The 14,887-nt window shown below is 73.8% G+C and carries 17 protein-coding genes; 6 read left to right on the top strand and 11 right to left on the bottom strand.

Annotated elements, in window-relative coordinates; translation table 11 throughout:
* The coding region (locus tag PV364_RS32065; RefSeq protein WP_319664017.1) for a hypothetical protein at positions 1 to 272 on the bottom strand (272 nt) is incomplete at its 3' end.
* Positions 273 to 364: 92 nt separating this feature from the next.
* Between PV364_RS32065 and PV364_RS32060 the strand changes: the two genes are divergently transcribed.
* Positions 365 to 727 carry an SDR family NAD(P)-dependent oxidoreductase gene (locus PV364_RS32060; RefSeq protein ID WP_415924629.1) on the top strand — a complete coding sequence of 121 codons (363 nt, stop codon included), beginning with the start codon at positions 365 to 367 and terminating at the stop codon, positions 725 to 727.
* Positions 728 to 855: 128 nt separating this feature from the next.
* Complete coding sequence (locus PV364_RS32055; RefSeq protein WP_319664016.1) at positions 856 to 1,644, top strand: VOC family protein; 789 nt, start codon at positions 856 to 858, stop codon at positions 1,642 to 1,644.
* Between the two features lie 69 nt (positions 1,645 to 1,713).
* Here the strand turns inward: PV364_RS32055 and PV364_RS32050 are convergent, their stop codons facing one another.
* Positions 1,714 to 2,856 (bottom strand): glutathione-independent formaldehyde dehydrogenase, encoded by a 1,143-nt coding sequence (locus PV364_RS32050; protein ID WP_319664015.1) that lies wholly within the window; start codon positions 2,854 to 2,856, stop codon positions 1,714 to 1,716.
* A gap of 218 nt (positions 2,857 to 3,074) precedes the next feature.
* Here PV364_RS32050 and PV364_RS32045 point away from each other — a divergent pair, with 218 nt between their 5' ends.
* Positions 3,075 to 3,263, top strand: a complete 189-nt coding sequence (locus PV364_RS32045) for a hypothetical protein (RefSeq protein ID WP_319664014.1) — start codon at positions 3,075 to 3,077, stop codon at positions 3,261 to 3,263.
* Between the two features lie 38 nt (positions 3,264 to 3,301).
* Here PV364_RS32045 and PV364_RS32040 read toward each other — a convergent pair whose 3' ends face one another.
* From PV364_RS32040 to PV364_RS32025, 4 genes are all read right to left on the bottom strand, one after another.
* Complete coding sequence (locus PV364_RS32040; RefSeq protein ID WP_319664013.1) at positions 3,302 to 4,114, bottom strand: thioesterase family protein; 813 nt, start codon at positions 4,112 to 4,114, stop codon at positions 3,302 to 3,304.
* A 116-nt stretch (positions 4,115 to 4,230) separates the two neighbouring features.
* A complete protein-coding gene (locus tag PV364_RS32035) occupies positions 4,231 to 4,584 on the bottom strand; it encodes a hypothetical protein (RefSeq protein ID WP_319664012.1) in 354 nt (117 codons plus the stop codon).
* A complete protein-coding gene (locus PV364_RS32030) occupies positions 4,581 to 5,768 on the bottom strand; it encodes a SpoIIE family protein phosphatase (RefSeq protein WP_319664011.1) in 1,188 nt (395 codons plus the stop codon). Before PV364_RS32030 ends, PV364_RS32035 begins: the two co-directional genes overlap by 4 nt.
* Positions 5,768 to 7,345 carry a sensor histidine kinase gene (locus PV364_RS32025; protein WP_319664010.1) on the bottom strand — a complete coding sequence of 526 codons (1,578 nt, stop codon included), beginning with the start codon at positions 7,343 to 7,345 and terminating at the stop codon, positions 5,768 to 5,770. The genes PV364_RS32030 and PV364_RS32025 overlap by 1 nt, the downstream gene beginning before the upstream one ends.
* A gap of 320 nt (positions 7,346 to 7,665) precedes the next feature.
* On the opposite strand from PV364_RS32025, the gene PV364_RS32020 reads away from it, so the two are divergent.
* The gene (locus PV364_RS32020; RefSeq protein WP_401973982.1) at positions 7,666 to 8,097 is read left to right on the top strand and encodes a response regulator; all 432 of its coding nucleotides are present in this window, start codon (positions 7,666 to 7,668) and stop codon (positions 8,095 to 8,097) included.
* Positions 8,098 to 8,120: 23 nt separating this feature from the next.
* Here the strand turns inward: PV364_RS32020 and PV364_RS32015 are convergent, their stop codons facing one another.
* The 5 genes from PV364_RS32015 to PV364_RS31995 all read right to left on the bottom strand — a co-directional run bounded on the left by PV364_RS32015 (position 8,121) and on the right by PV364_RS31995 (position 12,263).
* Positions 8,121 to 9,221: a glutamate--cysteine ligase gene (locus tag PV364_RS32015; RefSeq protein ID WP_319664009.1), complete on the bottom strand. Its 1,101-nt coding sequence runs from the start codon at positions 9,219 to 9,221 to the stop codon at positions 8,121 to 8,123.
* Positions 9,218 to 9,436 (bottom strand): DUF5133 domain-containing protein, encoded by a 219-nt coding sequence (locus tag PV364_RS32010; RefSeq protein ID WP_319664008.1) that lies wholly within the window; start codon positions 9,434 to 9,436, stop codon positions 9,218 to 9,220. The genes PV364_RS32015 and PV364_RS32010 overlap by 4 nt, the downstream gene beginning before the upstream one ends.
* A 184-nt stretch (positions 9,437 to 9,620) precedes the next feature.
* The gene (locus PV364_RS32005) at positions 9,621 to 9,791 is read right to left on the bottom strand and encodes a hydrophobic protein (RefSeq protein ID WP_319664007.1); all 171 of its coding nucleotides are present in this window, start codon (positions 9,789 to 9,791) and stop codon (positions 9,621 to 9,623) included.
* Positions 9,792 to 10,056: 265 nt separating this feature from the next.
* Positions 10,057 to 11,664 (bottom strand): glycerol-3-phosphate dehydrogenase/oxidase, encoded by a 1,608-nt coding sequence (locus PV364_RS32000; protein ID WP_319664006.1) that lies wholly within the window; start codon positions 11,662 to 11,664, stop codon positions 10,057 to 10,059.
* Positions 11,661 to 12,263: a TetR/AcrR family transcriptional regulator gene (locus tag PV364_RS31995; RefSeq protein ID WP_319664005.1), complete on the bottom strand. Its 603-nt coding sequence runs from the start codon at positions 12,261 to 12,263 to the stop codon at positions 11,661 to 11,663. Before PV364_RS31995 ends, PV364_RS32000 begins: the two co-directional genes overlap by 4 nt.
* A gap of 70 nt (positions 12,264 to 12,333) precedes the next feature.
* Between PV364_RS31995 and PV364_RS31990 the strand changes: the two genes are divergently transcribed.
* Together PV364_RS31990 and PV364_RS31985 are read left to right on the top strand one after the other, a co-directional pair.
* A complete protein-coding gene (locus PV364_RS31990; protein ID WP_319664025.1) occupies positions 12,334 to 13,932 on the top strand; it encodes an FAD-binding oxidoreductase in 1,599 nt (532 codons plus the stop codon).
* Between the two features lie 28 nt (positions 13,933 to 13,960).
* On the top strand, positions 13,961 to 14,842 hold the full coding sequence (locus PV364_RS31985) for a diacylglycerol kinase family protein (RefSeq protein WP_319664004.1): 882 nt from the start codon (positions 13,961 to 13,963) through the stop codon (positions 14,840 to 14,842).
* The last annotated feature ends 45 nt before the right edge of the window (positions 14,843 to 14,887 follow it).

Here is a 14,887-nt window from a genome sequence, read left to right as displayed (position 1 = left end):
GAACTGCACGGAGCGGGCGCGGGGGCGGCGTGGGCCGGAGCCGGAGCCGGGGCGGCGTGGCCCGTTCCCTTCGCGGGGGCCGCGGCGGGCGCAGGTGCCGGGACGTCCGCGTCGGCCTGCGCGGCGGGCGCGGGCGCCGGCTTCGGCGTGGCGGCGTGCGCGGTCATGGCGGCGCCGCCCAGGGCCAGGGCCGCCGCGACCGTGGACGTACCGACCACGAGACGTGCCCGATGCCGGCGGGCCAGGCCCGCGATGGCGTGACGTGCGGTCATACCGTTCCTCGAATCATCCGGTGGAGAGCTGGGTCGAAGGCGCCTTCACTCCCACAGACGTGCGCGGCCGCCGGAGGTTGCAGGTGGGTCCCGTGAGATTTTCCGCCCGGCGCTCCGCACCCCTCCGCCGCCCCCGGCCCCTCCACCCCGCGCGACCCCTCCGCAGCCTGTCCCCGCCACTGCCGGACATCACCACCCCGTTCGGCCTGGCCTCCACCGCCGAGGAGGGGATCCATGACGCGGACCTCGCCGGCCGGCGTGCCGTCGTCACGGGCACCGCGTCGGGCATCGGCGCCGAGACCGCCCGTGCGCCGGCCGCCACCGGCGCCGAGGTGACCCTCGCCGTGCGCGACACGGACGCGGGGAGCCGGGTGGCGGCGGACATCACCGCGCCCACCGGTGACACCGCCGTCCGCGTGCACACCTCGGCGTCGCCGACCGCCGCCTCGACGTGAGCGCCCGCATCGCCGGGCCGCGGCCGGGAGCGGACGAATCCGGCGGGGCGCACGCCCGAAGCGTGCCGGGGGGCGCAGAATGTCGGGAACGGCGGGACCGTTGACCCCCGACGCGCTGGAGGCCCCTCATGCCGTACGCCACGTCCCCGTATCCGCCCGGCACGCCGTGCTGGATCGACCTCATGGTCCCCGATCAGCAGGCGGCGCTCGACTTCTACCGCGACCTCTTCGGCTGGCAGGGCGAAGTCGGACCGCCCGAGACCGGCGGCTACGCGGTCTGCACGCTCAAGGACAGGCCCGTCGCCGGCATCATGGCGACCATGGCCCCCGACGGTGCTCCCACCCCGCCCACGGCGTGGACCACCTACCTCGCCACGGCCGACGCCGACTCCGCGACGGAGGCGATCACCAAGCACGGCGGCACGGTGCTCTCCCCCGGCATGGACGTCATGAGCCTCGGCCGCATGGCGATCGCCGCCGACCCGACCGGCGCCGTCTTCGGGCTGTGGCAGGCCGGCGAGTTCCTGGGCGCCCAGGTCGTCAACGAGCCCGGATCACTGGTGTGGAGCGAGCTCGCCTCCGGCGACCTCAAGAGCGCCTCGGCCTTCTACTCCGCGGCCCTGGGACTGGAGACGGAGCCGATGGAAGGCGCCTCCGACTACTTCTCCCTCACGGTGAACGGCCGGGTCGTCGGAGGTGCGCAGGGGCTGGACAACCTGCCGCCCGAGACCCCGCCGCACTGGCTGGTGTACTTCAGCGTGGACAACACGGACAGCACCGTGGACGCCCTCGTCCGCGCGGGCGGCAATGTGCTCGCCGCGCCCTTCGACATGTCGGCGGGCCGCCTCGCGGTCGTGCAGGACCCGCAGGGTGCCGTGTTCGGGCTCATCGACGCCACCGGTCCCGAACTTCCCTGATGCCCGAGCCGGCCGGGGCCGCCGCCCTTCACAGGGCGGCGGCCCCGGCCGTGCCGGTCGTTACCGCGGCTACTTCTGGTCGGGGTGCAGGACCACCTTGGTGTAGCCCTCGATGCGCTTGTCGAACTTCTCGTACGCCGAGGGCGCGTCGGACAGCGGCAGTTCGTGGGAGACCACGAAGCTCGGCTTGGCACGGCCCTCGATGATGAGGTCGCGCAGTTGCCGGTTGTAGTGCTTGACGTTGCACTGCCCGGTGCCCACGCGCAGCGCCTTCTCGAAGAGCCGGCCGATGGCGACCAGCAGCCGCCCGCTCTTGGCCTGCTCGTCGGGGCCGCCGGGGTCGGAGGGTACGTACAGGCCCGGGACGCCGAGCGCCCCGGTCGCGCGCACGGTGTCGATGAGCGAGTTGAGGACGGCCGCGGGCTCCTCGCGGTCCTGGCTCTTCGCCTGGGCCTGGTAGCCGACGGCGTCGATGCCCTTGTCGGTGCCCGCACCCTTGGTGTGTTCCTTGATCTGCTCCACCGGGTTGCCCTCGGCGAAGTTGATCGGGATCGCGCCCATCTCCTCGGCCTTCTGCAGCCGTTCGGTGACGCGGTCGACCACGAACACCTTGGACGCGCCGCGGATGAGGGCCGAGTACGCGGACATGAGACCGACCGGACCGCCGCCGTACACCGCGACGCTCTCGCCGGGCCGGACATCGGCGAGTTCATTGCCGTGGTAGCCGGTCGGGAAGATGTCGGCGAGCAGGACGAAATCCGTCTCGTGCTCGGTGCCGGCCGGCAGCTTCAGACAATTGAAGTCCGCGTACGGCACCCGCAGGTAATCTGCCTGACCGCCGGGCCACGGGCCCATGGCGACATATCCGTAGGCTCCGCCTGCGAAGCCCGGATTCACGGTGAGACAGAATCCGGTGAAGCCGGCCGAGCAGTTCTTGCAGAATCCGCAGGCGACGTTGAAGGGCATGACCACGCGGTCGCCCTTCTTCAGGGACGTGACGCCCTGGCCGAGCTCCTCGATGATCCCCATGTTCTCGTGCCCGAAGACGATTCCCGCCTCCGCCGCGGTACGTCCCTCGTACATGTGCAGGTCCGACCCGCAGATGGCGGTGGACGTGACCCGGACGATCACATCGTTGGGGTGGTGTATGCGGGGTTTTTCGACTTCCTCCACTGCTACTTCGAACGGTGCTTTGTAGACGACGGCCTTCACCTGACACCTCCGTTGGTGTCGTGCTCTCGTACGTGCCGGAGGCGAACGCCGCCGCGTTCCCGGCGTGTCCCGATGGGAACGGACGGTGAGTGGGCCACGGCCGTTCGCCTCGCGTGACCTATTTCTCATGCTGCCCCCGTGGGAGGAATGGGACAAGCCAGCTAATCTTTACCCGGTATTGAGCTGTTTTGGTTTGTTTTCCAAGGAAGGTGGGAACAGTGGCGCAGCGTTTGGGAACCCTCCTGGTCCCCGTGCCCGGGCTGTCCGGCACGACATACCCGGTGGGCACGTCCGTGGTGATCAACGGGCGCGGGTCGTCGGTCGACGCCTTCGTGGACGGTGACTGGCTCCCGCTCGCGTGGTGGGAGTTCTCCGAGGGGCACGCCGAGGACGCGACCGAGCTCTGACCCGGGCCGCCCGGCTCGCCCCGTCCGCCCCCGTGCGCTCAGCCGCGCGGGGCCACGAACAGGCTCTGGACCCCCCGGCCGATCGGCCCCCGCTCGTCGTGGAGCGCGGCCTCCGCCATGCCGATCCCGGCGCCGTCGACGACGGTGCGGGCGTCGAGGCAGACCCACTCGCCGACCGGGTGACGGTGCAGGTGCACCGTCAGGTCGGGGTTGACGAACAGGTGGGCCGAGAAGTCCAGCACATTGCTCACCCCGTTCCCGGAGTCCGCCGCCACCAGCACCCGGTCCAGCGGGGCCGTCTTCTCCCCGGCGACCAGGGGCACCCGCATGCGCAGCCAGCAGGTCGCCGGACCCGGCTCCAGGTAGGAGCCGGCGGCGAAGCGCGACTCCATCGCCGTGTGGTAGCCGACGTCCCAGGGCACGGGGAAGAACGGCACCGTCCGCGACTCCCGCGGCCCCGGCACCGAGGAGCCGGGTGCCACCTCGGGCACCGCGCCCGGCTCGGTCCGGATGCGCAGCGCCCTGGCCCGCATGATCTCCTTGCCGTCGTCCGCTGCGAGCGACGCCTCCACCAGTTCGACGCTGCGGCCCTCGCGCAGCACGCGGGTGCCCACGGTGAGTGGCAGCAGCGGCACGGGGCGGTGGATCTCGAAGGTGATCCGGGTCAGCCGCATGTCCTCGCGCGCTCCCGGGCGCTCGCGCACCGCGCGGCCCAGCAGCGCGGCCGGCGGTCCGGCGTGCTGGCTGTGCGCGTCCCAGGGCCCCCGGGTGTACTCGGTGGGGGCGAAGCGCTCCTCGGCCACCCGCTCGAAGAAGGCCTCGGCACTGCTGGGGCTGGACGAGACGGTCACGACGGCTTCTCCTGCCCGGGGGTCGACCTGGAAGCTACTGATCGGTAGGCGCCGGTGGGGGTCAGTAGACCAGGGCCGCGGGCCGCGGGCAAGGACCCTTCCCCACCCGCGGGTGCTCAGGGGAACGTGTGGACGACCTGGATCTTTCCGACGATGTGCGTGTTGAACTCGTCGAGTTCCTCGGCCGGCACCCACAGCTCCAGGATCGTGCGCCCGCCGGCCTGCTGCACGGGGTAGCGCTCCAGGAACGCCGTGTCGACCTCGAAGCGGGTGACGAAACCGGCCCCGTCGTGCTTCACGTTCCAGTCCCGGGCGATCCGGATCGCGTAGTCCTCGTTGAGCACCGGGTAGAAGATCGGCTGTTCGGGCAGCCGGGGCGGCCAGGCACGCCAGCCGAGCTCCCGGACCAGGTCCAGTTCCACCGGTCCGGTGGGCCGCCACAGCGTCGTCGTCGTTCGTGGTGAGGTCACGGCGCTCCCCAGTCGAGCCGCAGGACGGCCAGGTCGTCGGTGTGGCGGTCGGCGTCGAGATCGCGGATCCGTGCGATCACCCGGTCCAGGTGGGCCCCCGGGTCGGCCGGGGAGACCTGGCCGATCAGGGCCAGCAGCCCGTCCGCGCCCAGGCGTTCGCCGGAGCCGCCGGTGCCGTCGGCGTGACCCTCGACGAGGCCGTCGGTGTAGAGGGTGAGCGCCCCGCGGGCGGGCAGGGCGAACGTGGTGGGCGGCCAGTGCGCCAGGTCCGGCATGATGCCCAGCGCGATGCCGTGCTCGGCCTCGACCGGGCCGGTGCCCGCGTCGGCGGTGAGCAGCGGTTCATGGTGCCCAGCGAGGTGCAGCGTCGCCGTCCTCGCGGACAGGTCGAGCGTGAGCAGGGTGCAGGTGGCGAAGAGGTCCGACTGCGCCCGCTCGGCGACCAGGATCCGTTCCAGCAGGCGCAGCAGGTCGCGTCCCCGGTGGCCGCCGAGGGTCAGCGCCCGCCAGGCGACCCGCAGGCAGACGCCGAGGGCGGCCGCGTCGGGGCCGTGACCGCTGGCGTCCCCGATCACGGCGTGCACCAGCCCGTCACCGGTCTGTACGACGTCGAGGAAGTCGCCGCCCAGCAGGGCGCGTTCGCGGCCGGGGATGTAGCGGCTGGTGGCCGTGACGGCCTCGGTGGTCAGCAGGGGCCGGGGGAGCAGCCCGCGTTCCAGGCGGGAGTTCTCCTCGGCGCGCAGGGCGCCGGCCTGCAGGGCGGCCGCCGCGCGCTCGGCCTGCTTGCGCTGGACCGCGTAGCGCACGGCGCGCTGCAGCAGTTCGGGCTCGACCTTGCCCTTGACCAGGTAGTCCTGGGCGCCCGCCGCCATGGCCCCGGGGCCGGCCTGGGACTCGGCGAGGCCGGTGAGGACGATGACCGCGGTGTCCGGTGCGGCGGCCTGCACCGCCGCGACGCCCGCGGGCCCGCTGGCGTCGGGCAGGTGCAGATCGAGCAGCACGCAGTCGGCGGCCTGCGCGGCGAGTTCGGACCGCGCCTCGCCCAGCGTCTTGTGCCAGGTCAGCGCGTACCGCAGGCCGGTGTCGGCGAGGAGCTCGGTGACCAGCAGCGCGTCGCCGGGGTCGTCCTCCACGAGCAGGATGCGGTAGTGCGGTTCCGGCGGGGGGCCAGGGGCGGGGGTCATCAGGCTCGGGGCTCTCCGGTGCTGTCCCCACCGGCGTCCGCGTCGGCGGGCACCGGGGCGGGGAGGGTGAACGTGATGCGGGTGCCCGGAGTGTGCGCCGGGTCCACGCCGATCGTCCCGCCGTGGAACTCCACGATCTTCTTGCACATCGCCAGGCCGATGCCGTTGCCCGGATAGGCGTCCTTGGTGTGCAGGCGCTGGAAGATCACGAAGACCCGCTCGGCGAACTCCGGGTCGATGCCGATCCCGTTGTCGGTGACGGCGAAGTGCCACAGGTCGCCCTCGCGGACCGCCTCCAGGTGGATCCTCGGCGGCACGTCGGGGCGGCGGAACTTCATGGCGTTGGAGACCAGGTTCTGCCAGAGCATGCCGAGTTGCGTGGTGTCCCCGACGACGGTGGGCAGCGGGTCCCGGGTGATCTCGGTGCCGGACTCCTCGATCGCCACACTCAGCGAGTCGAGGGTGCGGTCGACGACGGCGTCCAGGTCGACGGTGCTGTGCTCGTTGTGGATCCGCCCGACCCGGGAGAAGGCGAGCAGATCGTTGATGAGGGTCTGCATGCGGTTGGCGCCGTCGACGGCGAAGCCGATGTACTGGTCGGCCCGGTCGTCCAGCTGCCCGCCGTAACGGCGCTGCAGCAGCTGTGTGAAGCTCGACACCTTGCGCAGCGGCTCCTGCAGGTCGTGCGAGGCCACGTACGCGAACTGCTCCAGCTCGGCGTTGGAGCGCTTGAGTTCCGCGGACTGCTCGTCCAGCAACTGCCGGGCCCGCTCGGCGAACGCGAGCTCGTCCGCCAGGCGCCGCCGCATCGCCTCCACGTCACCGGCCAGCTGCCGCAGGTCGGCGGGACCGGTCGGGGTGATGGGATGCTCGAAGTCGCCCCGCGCGACCATCCGGGCGTCGTCGCTCAGCCGGGTCAGCGGATCGGTGATGCCGCGCCGCAGGCCCTCGAAGACGAGTGCGGCCAGCACCACGATGAGGACGGCGGCCGCGGCGAACACCCAGTTGCGCAGCGCGATCGACCGGTTGAGCCGGTCCCCGGCCGCCAGGCGGGCGTCCCGCAGGTGGTCCTGCTGGCGGGTGGTGGCCTTCCGCAGCGCGTCGAAGCTCCGCTTGCCCGCGTCCGCGCGCTGGGTGGCCAGCCGGACGGCCTCGTCGGCGGGGGCGCCGGCGATGGGGCGGGCGATGGTCCGCTGCCAGGCCTCCGCGGCGTTCTCCACCTCGGCCAGGTCCGCGCTCGCCTGCTGGTCGCCGCGGACCAGGGGGCGGAGCCGTTCCAGCGCGGTCTTCTCGTTCGCCAGGCCCTCGGTGTACGGGGTGAGGAAGTCCTTCTGCCCGGCGAGGCCGTAGCCGCGGACGCCGGTCTCCTGGTTGACCAGGGCGGCCTCCAGACGGACCGCGTTGACCAGTGCCGGGGAGCGGGTGTCGACCAGCTGCCGGGTGATCGTCGTGTTCCGGTCCAGCGACCATATGCCCAGCGCCCCGAGGACGGCGAGGACCGCCAGGGCCGCGCTCACCCCCACCCGGAGCCAGCGGCGCGTCGTCCACCGCGCAAGCCGGCCCGTTTCCTCCACCACGTCGCCGCCCCTTCCGATGCCGAATCCGTGTCCTGCTCGTCGCCACGGCCGCTCCGGACTCCGTGCGGCAGGCACTCACTGTAGCCGCCGCCGCGACAACGTCTGTTGTCCTCGCTGATCGCGACCCCCTAGGGTGGGGCCATGCCCGGCACCCACTCCTCCCCGCGCCCCGCCGAGCGGGGGACCACCGCGCCCGCGGCGACGGCGGTCGACGACCTCGCCGTCCGCCGGGGCGCCCGCGGACGCCGGCCCGGCCTCGTGACCACCGCATCCCCCCACCGCCTCCCGCGAGGCACCGACCGGACCCGGAGCCGATGATGATGATGATCGCCTCACCCCGCCCCTACGACGTGCTGCTGGTCGAGGACGACCCCGCCGACGCCATGCTCATCGGGGACGCCCTGTCCGAGCGCGGCGCCCGGAACCTCACCCAGGTCGAGGACGGTGTCGCCGCGCTCGACTACCTGCGCGACAAGAGCAACGCGCGCCCCGACCTGATCGTGCTCGACCTCAACATGCCGCGCATGAACGGCCGCGAGCTGCTGGCCATCCTCAAGGCCGACGACGACCTGCGCGCCATCCCGGTCGTCGTCCTGACCACCTCCTCCGCGCCCGACGACGTCACCGGCGCGTACCAGCGGCACGCCAACGCCTATGTCACCAAGCCGGTCAACCTGGACGACTTCGAACGCGCCGTGCAGAGCATCGACGCCTTCTACCTCGACACGGTCACCAAGCTGCCGCGCGAGTAGCCGCCGCCGGGCGGCGTGCCGGCTCATCGCCGGGTGCGCCGCACGCACGCGGCGACCACGGCCCGCAGGTCGTCGCCCCGTTCCCGCAGGTCCCGCTGGAAGCGGGCCCCGTTGCCGGCCTTCAGCAGGCCGGCGAGGGCCTCCTGGGCGGGCACGAGGTCGCCGTTGTCCTCCAGGGCGTCACGTACGTGCTCGAACAGGGCGCGTACCGCCGCCTCGGCCGGCACCGGCTCCATGCCGAGCGGGTGGAGGAGCCGCCCGCCCAGCCCCTCGCTGGCCGCCCGCCACGTCGCCAGCCGCAGCAGCGCGACACTGTGGCGCGCCGGCGGCTCGCCGTCCTTCCACCGCCGGGTCGCGGTCTCCACCAGGGCCCGTACAAGGGTGGCGAGCAGCGCCGTGTGCCATGCCTCCAGGCACACGTCGGCGACCCTGATCTCCACGGTGGGGTAGGTCTGCGAGAGCCGGGCGTCGAAGTAGACCATGCCCGCGTCGCGCAGCGCGCCCGTGCCCACCATCGCGGTGACCAGTTCGTGGTAGCGGTCGGCGGAGCCGAAGACCTCGACCGGACCGGCCGAGGGCCAGCGTCCCCACACCCGGTTGCGGTAACTGGCGTAGCCGCTGTCCTGGCCCTGCCAGAAGGGGGAGTTGGCGCTCAGCGCGAGCAGCACGGGCAGCCACGGGCGGATCCGGTCCAGGACCGCGACGCCCTCCTCGTCCGACTCCACCGCCACGTGGACGTGGCAGCCGCAGGTGAGCTGTTCCTGTGTGGTCAGCCCGTACTGGTCGCGCAGCCACCGGTAGCGCTCGCCGGTGCTGAGGGCGGGGTCCACCGGCAGCGGCGAGGTGGCGAGCGCGGCGACCGAGGCGCCGAGGTCCTCGGCGTGCCGGGCCGCCTCGGCCCGCCAGCGGGTGATCTCGGCGCCCAGGTCCTCCATCCGGACCTGCGGCCGGGTGGCGAACTCCAGCTGCTGGCGCTGCAGTTCCGACTCGAACACCTCGCCCGCGGCCGCCCCGTCGCGGCGTGCCGAGGCCAGCACCGCCGTCGACAGCGCCCGGGGTTCGCCGGTCTCGGCGTCCAGCAGGAGGAGTTCCTCCTCGACGCCCACGGTGCGAACGGCTGTCATGCGACGGCCGAATCGTCCAGCGGCCTCGCGCCCGGCAGGCGCAGCCGCGCGGCGATGAGGGCGGCGTCCACGTCGCTGGTGCCGGTCGCCACGCACAGGGTGTACGAGACGTCCTCCAGCCGGCGCCGGACCACCGGGTCCGCCGGGTCGAGCACGCGCAGCGTCTCGTAACGGTCGACGAGGTCGTTCAGCACAGCGGGGTGGGCCATGAGCATGGGTCTCTCCTCGATAGTCCGCGGCACCGACCGGGCCGAACGGTGTGTCTGATCGCCGCTTACCCCGGCTCCGGGGTGTCACGCAGGGCGACGGCGCGCCGGATGTGCCCGGTGGGCCCCGGGTGCGCGCATGCGGACGGCGGCGGCCCGAGGGCCGCCGCCGTCCGCAGGAGTCAGTGGGAGGTCACCACCGGTACCAGCGCGACCTGCCGCCTCCCGAGGAGGTGCCGCGCATGACGAAGCCCAGCAGCCAGAGCACCAGGATGACCAGGGCGACCCACCACAGGGCCTTGAGAGCGAATCCGGCCCCGAAGAGAACAACGGCCAGAAGCAGGACCAGCAAAAGGGGAACCACGTGTGCCTCCTGGGGACGAATGCATGACTGTGCGGCTGCCTGAAAGGGGCGACCGGAGAATGCGGGTGCACAGCCGGATGCCGGCCGGAGAGGGGTCCGGCACCCGACTGCACCGTTCACCGCGATGTTCGGGTGCCCCGGAAGCCGGTCCGCAAACACGCTCCGTTCCCGGTCGAGTTGCGGCGGAAGCGCGCACGTGTTCCGGGCCGGAATCCCCCTGCCGGCCCGAGGGCGTGCCGTCCGGACGCGGGCCGGTCCCGCCGCGTCACGCCCCGGCCGCGCGGGCCAGTGCCTCCTCCGCCGCCTTGACGGCCTCCGCGCGGTCCGCGGGGACCAGTCCGATGCGGGTGCGCCGGTCGAGGAGGTCGGCGGCGTCGAGGGCGCCCTCGTGGCGTACCGCCCACAGGAGTTCGGCGCGGGTCACGGGATGTCCCGGCACGACGGGCTCGCGCAGCGCCGGTTCCGCGGCGCCGAGGGCGTGGACCGCCGGGGCCTCGGTGCCGTACCGCCGCACCAGGCGGCGCGGCGCCGCCAGATCGGTCAGCTCCGCGGCCGGGGCGGCGCCGACCAACGGCAGGGAGGCCGTGCGGGACGGCCCGGCGCCGAGGCCGCGGGCGGACACCGCGGCGTCGACCGCGTCCTGCGCCATCCGCCGGTAGGTGGTCAGTTTGCCGCCGACCACGGTGACGACACCGTCGCCCGAGGTCAGGACCGCGTGCTTGCGGGAGATGTCGGACGTGTGCCCGGCGCCGTCGGCCGTGGTGTCCAGGAGCGGCCGCAGTCCGGCGAAGGCGCCGACGACGTCCTCGCGTCCCACCGTGGCGTCCAGCGCGGTGCCGAGCACGTCGAGGAGGAAGCCGATGTCGGTCTCGGGGACCTCCGGCACGTCGGGGATGTCGCCGTCGACCGGCTCGTCGGTCAGGCCGACGTAGACCCGGCCGTCGCCCTGCGGCAGCACGAGCACAAAGCGGTTGGACTCGCCGGGGATCGGGATGTGCAGGCCCGCGGGGAGGTCGCCCAGCGGCTCCGCGCGCAGGACGAGGTGGGTGCCGCGCGAGGGCCGCAGGCGGATGCCGTCCACCAGTCCGCCCGCCCACACCCCGGCGGCGTTGACCACGGCGCGGGCGCGGATCTCGGTCTCCGCGCCGGTGAGTTCGTCGCGTATCAGGGCGCCGGAGCCGGTGAGCGCGACCGCGCGGACCCGGGTCAGGACCCGTGCGCCGTGCGCGGCGGCGGTGCGGGCGATCGCCGTCACCAGACGCGCGTCGTCGGTGAGTTGACCGTCCCAGGACAGCAGGCCGCCGCGCAGCCCGGACGGGCGCAGCGCGGGGGCGAGGTGCCGCGTCTCCACGGCGGAGAGCCGGCGCGGGGCCGGCAGCGTGGCGCGGGAGGTGCGGGCGGCCAGCCGCAGCGCGTCGCCGGCCCGGAAACCGGTCCAGGCCAGGGCCGCCTGGCCGCGCGAGACCAGCGGGGTGAGCGGGAGCACGAAGGGCAGGGCCCTGACCAGGTGGGGGGCGGTGCGCTCCATCAGCACGCCGCGTTCGACGGCGCTCTCGTGCGCGACGTCCAACTGGCCGGAGGCGAGGTAGCGCAGACCGCCGTGGATCAGCTTGGAGCTCCAGCGCGAGGTGCCGAAGGCGAGGTCGTGGGCGTCGACGGCGGCGACCGACAGGCCGCGCGAGGCGGCGTCGAGGGCGGCCCCCGCGCCGGTGGCGCCGAGGCCGACGACGAGGACGTCGACGGTGACGCCGCTGTCCGCGAGTTCGGCCAGTTCGCGAGCGCGGCGGACCGCGGACAGCGACGACGCGAGCGGGGCGGACGGGGTGGACGGGGCGTGCGAAGCGGAGGCGGCCGGGCTGCTCGTGGGGCTCATGGCGTCAGGGTCCTCTCCAGCATGAGCCGCAGTTCCTGGAGGAACGCGGCCGAGTTCAGGTCGGGGTCGTCCTCGTCGGTCATCGTGCGCAGCGAGAGCGTGAACGACTGCACGAGCAGCAGCACGGCCCGCGCCTGCCGGGCGGGGTGGGCGCGTCGGACGGAGCCGTCGGCGTGGCCCGCCTCCAGCGCGGTGGTGACCAGTCGCAGCACCGCGTCCTGGCTGGCGCCGCGGCGGTCGAGTACATAGGGGAGCAGCAGTTCGGGATCGACGTCGACGATCTTGACGAAGAGCGGGTGCGCCCGGAAGGTGCGGACGCCGTCCACCAGTCCGTCGACCAGCTGGGTCCGGATGTCGCGGTCCTCGGTGTGCCGCGGCATCGCGTCCGTCGCCACGCTCACCCATTCACGGGTCATCAGGTCCCCGACCAGGGTACGGACATCGGGCCAGCGCCGGTACAGGGTCATGCGGGAGACGCCGGCGCGGCGGGCCACGTCGGTGAGGGTCGTGCGGCGGACGCCGACGGCCAGGACGCAGTCGCGGACCGCGTCGAGCACCGGATCCGCCGCTGTCCGAGTGTTGTGACGAATAGGCGTCATGTGTCACAGTGTAACGCCTGTGAGCCCCGCAGGAGCCCGCATCCCTGCCCCGACCGGTGAGGACGACGACGTGGACATGTTGTGGAGCGGCTGGGGCGACCCGGCCAAGGCGGCCCCACTGCCCGACACCGTGATCGGCCTGCTGCGCGATCTCCTCGGGGTCACGCCCCGCGAAGCCGCCCCGGCCGGTCTGGACGGGATCGAGGTCCCCGAGAGCCCGCTCGGCGACGAGGCCCGTGACGCGCTCGCCGACGCCGTCGGCGGCACGTCGTACGTCCGTACCGACGCGGAGAGCCGGATCCGGCACACCCGCGGCAAGTCCACCCCCGACCTGCTGCGCATCCGGGCCGGCGACGTCGTCGCCGACCTCCCCGCCGCCGTCGTGCTGCCCGCCGGCCACGACGAGGTGCTGACGGTGCTGGCCGTGTGCGCGGAACACGACCTGACCGTCGTGCCGTTCGGCGGCGGCACCTCCGTCGTCGGCGGGCTGGCCCCGCAGGGCGGCCGCCCCTTCGTCGCCCTCGACCTGCGCCGCATGGACCGGATGCTGTCCCTGGACCCGGTGTCGCGGACCGCGATCCTGCAGCCCGGCCTGCGCGCCCCCGACGCCGAGGCGCTGCTGGCCGAACAGGGCTTCACCCTCGGCCACTTCCCGCAGTCCTACGAGTGGGCCACCATCGGCGGCTTCGCCGCCGCGCGCTCCAGCGGCCAGGCGTCCGCCGGATACGGCCGCTTCGACGAGATGGTGCTGGGCCTGACCGTCGCCACCCCGCGCGGCACCCTGGACGCCGGCCGCGCGCCGCGCTCCGCCGCCGGCCCGGACCTGCGTCAGCTGGTCCTCGGCTCCGAGGGCGCGCTCGGCGTCATCACCTCTGTCACCGTGCGCATCCGCCCGGTCCCGCGGGTCACGGTCTACGAGGGCTGGCGCTTCCCCGGGTTCGCCGAGGGCGCGGCCGCGCTGCGCCGGCTCGCCCAGGACGGCCCGCGGCCCACGGTGCTGCGGCTGTCCGACGAGACGGAGACGATGATCGGCCTGGCCCAGCCCGACGCCATCGGTGCCTCCGACGGCCTCTCGGCGGCCGGCTGCGTCGCCGTCACCGGCTACGAGGGCACCGAGGAGGACACCGCCTACCGCCGCGCCCGGGCCGCGGCGGTGCTGCGCGACTGCGGCGGCGAGTACCTCGGAGAGGAACCCGGGCAGCGCTGGGCCCACGGCCGCTACTCCGCCCCTTATCTGCGGGACGCCCTGCTCGACGCGGGCGCCTTCGCCGAGACCCTGGAGACCGCGACGTTCTGGTCGCGCCTGCCGGAGCTGTACGACTCGGTGCGCCACGCGCTGACCGCCACCCTCGCGGGCGCCGGCACGCCGCCCCTGGTGATGTGCCACATCTCGCACGTCTACGAGAACGGCGCCTCGCTCTACTTCACGGTCGTGTCCGCGCAGGGCGAGGACCCCGTCGCCCACTGGGCCCCGGCCAAGACCGCCGCGAACGAGGCGATCATCGCCGCGGGCGGCACCATCAGCCACCACCACGGCGTGGGCGCCGACCACCGCGACTGGTACGTCCGCGAGGCCGGCCCGCTGGGCATCGCCGCGCTGCGGGCCGTGAAGGACGCGCTCGACCCGGCAGGCCTGCTGAACCCCGGCATCCTCCTCCCCGTCCGCTGAGGCCCACTCCCGTCCCGGAGGCACGCGCATGCGACAGTTCACGGCCGTCGTCAACCCCACCGCCGGGGGGTCCACCGGGGCCGCCGCCCTGCTTCCGCTCGCCCGGCTGCTGCGCGAGGCCGGTGCGGAGCTGGAGACGGAGTACAGCACAAGCCTGCCCCACGCCCGGGAACTCGCCCGCCGCGCGGGCGCGTCGGGCCGCGTCGTGCTCGCCGTCGGCGGGGACGGCATCGTGGGCGGGATCGGCGGCGCCCTCAGCGGCACGGCCGGCGTGCTCGGCCTGGTGCCCGCCGGCCGCGGCAACGACTTCGCCCGTGCCCTCGGCCTTCCCTCGGGGCCGGACGAACTCGCCCGCGTTCTGCTCCACCGGGACCCCCGCCCGGTCGACACCATCGAGATCGACTCCGCGGTCCACCACCGGACGGTGGTGCTGGGCAGCGTCTACGCGGGCGTCGACGCCCTCGCCAACCGCCACGCCAACGCCTCCCGGCTGCTGAGCGGCGCGGCCTCGTACTACGCCGGCGGACTGCGCGCGGTCGCCGGCTGGCGCGCGGCCGCCTACCGCGTCACCGTCGACGGGGTGCCGCACGAGCGCCGCGGCTACACGGTCGTGGCCGCCAACTCCGGCTACTACGGCTCCGGTCGCGCGATCGCGCCCGGCGCCCGCGTGGACGACGGGCTGCTCGACGTCGTCATGATCCACGACGCGCCGCGCCGCCTCTTCTTCGCCCTGATGAACGAACTCAAGACCGGCGCCCATGTGCACCGGCCCGAGGTCGAGATCGTCCGGGGCAGGGAGATCCGCATCGAGGCCGACCGGGACGTCCCCTACGGCGCGGACGGCGAGGTCGACGCCGTCCTCCCGGTCACCGCGCGGATCCGGCCCGGTGCGCTCAAGGTGCTGTACTGAGCCCAAGGCGCCGCTGCTGTAGAGGAATTGAGCTCGGCACGCACA

Source organism: Streptomyces sp. MI02-7b (assembly GCF_033793585.1).
GTDB lineage: Bacteria > Actinomycetota > Actinomycetes > Streptomycetales > Streptomycetaceae > Actinacidiphila.
Note: the sequence above shows the minus strand (reverse complement) of the source record. Positions and strands in the feature narration are given on the sequence as shown.